General features: G+C 41.8%; 2 protein-coding genes. Both read right to left on the bottom strand.

The window, feature by feature from the left end:
• Positions 1-115: 115 nt before the first annotated feature.
• Positions 116-1,900: a reverse transcriptase domain-containing protein gene (locus BV375_RS26280; protein WP_086765935.1), complete on the bottom strand. Its 1,785-nt coding sequence runs from the start codon at positions 1,898-1,900 to the stop codon at positions 116-118.
• 367 nt (positions 1,901-2,267) lie between these two features.
• Positions 2,268-2,448, bottom strand: a 181-nt coding sequence (locus tag BV375_RS37790; protein ID WP_208099194.1) for a hypothetical protein, incomplete at its 5' end; no start/stop codon positions are given.

A 2,448-nucleotide genomic window follows, 5' to 3' on the forward strand; every position in this document is an offset into this window, starting at 1 on the left:
TCGAAAGTGGGTAGCCAGCTAGCGAGGTTTCCACTGTTTGGTTCCTTTTCTAACTAGCCCCCTCCGAACCGTGCTTACGAGATTTCCAGGTACACGGCTCTCCAGTATTCTGTTATCACGAGACTCGTTGAGACATTAGTTTACCAGCGTGTATTGCATCATGGCATTGAGAGCAAACCATGAGAGTTTTCCTTCTACGTGCGGACATAATTTGCATCCATTGCGGTTTTTCTTTTCTGCCCTTGGTTTTGAGGTCTTTAAGGGCGCGGATATGGTGAACCTCAATGTTACCTTTTGCACCGCAAATCTCGCATTCGTCGGCAAGCAGACGCTTGATTAGTTCATTTCGGAACGCGGGCTTTCTACTTGTTGGCAGGTCTAAAATGGTTGCTTTTTGGTTACGTTTTAATTGGATGCCGCCAAAGCGAGCAACTAAGGATTTCTTACCTTCTACAGGGACGGTTATTTCCACACATTTTCTTCTTCCTTGTGGAAGCTTAACAGTCTTCTTATACTCGGCGCAGATTTTCGCTACGCTAGTTCTGTATTTACAGGCAAGGGTTTTCATCAGCGAACTCGACATAACCCATTGGAGTTTTCGCAGCCATGCAATATTTTGAGCCAGACTATAGAATTGTACGTAGCCTCGAAATTCTGATTGGTAAATGTTGATAATAGTAAAATCATCATCATTTATTAATTCAGGGCGATGAATAGGTTTACCATTCCTCATGTATAAGGCACATTTTTCTTCTATAACTCTTGCTGGGATTCTGAGTGCAACAATTCCGTTGATTGAGCGTTTACCATTGGTATGCTTATCGTCAGAATATTGAACTAGAACTTTGTAACCTAAAAAGCTTGCTGCTTCATTTCTAGCATTAGTAATTAAGGTCTTTTCTGATGACAGTTTTAACTGAAGATTTGCAGCTAAAAAGGTCTTAATTTTCTCCTTAATTGCTTTAGCTTCTTGAAATGAGCCAATAAAACCAAGTAGGAAATCGTCTGCATAGCGGACGTAATTTAATCTTCTGTACCCAGGGTCACGAACATTTTTCGAGGGCATTTTCTGGTATTTAATTTCCAGTTGACGTGCTTTATCAAATTGTCCGTTCTGCCTGTAGTACCAAGCCAGCTTTACGAGTTTTGAATACTCTGGATTTTCTGCCCGACATTTGCCGCGTGTATACTCTGGAATTAGTATTTGTTCGATAAATTTATCTAATTTATCAAGATAGATATTGGCAAGTATGGGTGATAGAATCGAGCCTTGCGGTGTTCCGCTAAACGTCGAATAATATTTCCATTGCTCGCAGTAACCTGCCTTGAGTAAATTTTCAATCAATCTTAAAAAGCGGTTATCTTGGATTTTCTCACGTAAGATTGACATTAAGATTTTATGATCTATATTGTCAAAACAACCGCGAATATCTCCTTCGATAAACCATTTAGTTCCTTGCCAAGTTCGGTCTATTAATGTTAGTGCCGTATGGCATCCGCGCTTGGGTCTAAAACCATGACTGCTGTTGGAAAATTGAGGTTCGTAGTACGCTTCTAGTATCAAACGTATTACTTCCTGAACCAATTTATCATTCCAAGTGGGAATACCCAGCGGTCGAGTTTTTCCGTTTTTCTTGGGAATATTAATTCGCCTTACTGGTGTCCACCGAAAACGTTCATAGCGAATATCTTCTATGAGGTTTTCAATCTTTTTAAGGGACATCCCATCTACAGTCTCTGATGTAACTCCTTGTGTCATTGCCCCATTATTTTTATAAATGCGGCTGTACGCTAAGAGGTACAGATTCGGATTGAAAAGTTGTCTGTAAATACCATCCAGAGGTAAACCACGTTGTCCTCTGTCTCGGATTACACTTAAAACCGTTTCGGCGTTTCGCATCTCGCGTACCTCTCGATATAAGTGTGAAGATTACCTGTTCCCCTTTGCCGCAGCAGTTATTACGGTGAATCCCAGTAATAAACTGCCTCATGTGGACGGCTTTCCCGTCCCCAGACTACTATGGGAACTCTGTAACCATAGGGGTCGCCCCCTGTAGGTCATCCCGTGCTTGATTAACTCAGTACGTAACAGTGTGATTTAGGTGTCCCATTCATTCGTTAAGCCATCTCATCGCTGGCTGACTCCGTTTGAAGAAGTTGTGTGGTTCAAATGCTTAAAACTACACACAAACGATTATTCCTGTTAGGCGTTGTAGGAATAGGCAATCGCGTATACCGTCAGAATTAGGCTTCAGGTAGTTTAACCTTCACCATGTCACACAAGTCTTGCCGGACTCTAGTTTTAACGCCTTCTCTCTATTTCCGGCTTTACCAACATGCTGTTGTCCCTTTTGTCTTTCGACTTCAGGTAAGTTGGTTGACTTAAAGACGTTCTTCTTAGTCTTTCCCAACTTAGTTGGGGATACCGCGTTAACTGTCACGGCGCAC

Source organism: Nostoc sp. 106C, assembly GCF_002154725.1.
Classification (GTDB): Bacteria; Cyanobacteriota; Cyanobacteriia; order Cyanobacteriales; family Nostocaceae; genus Aulosira.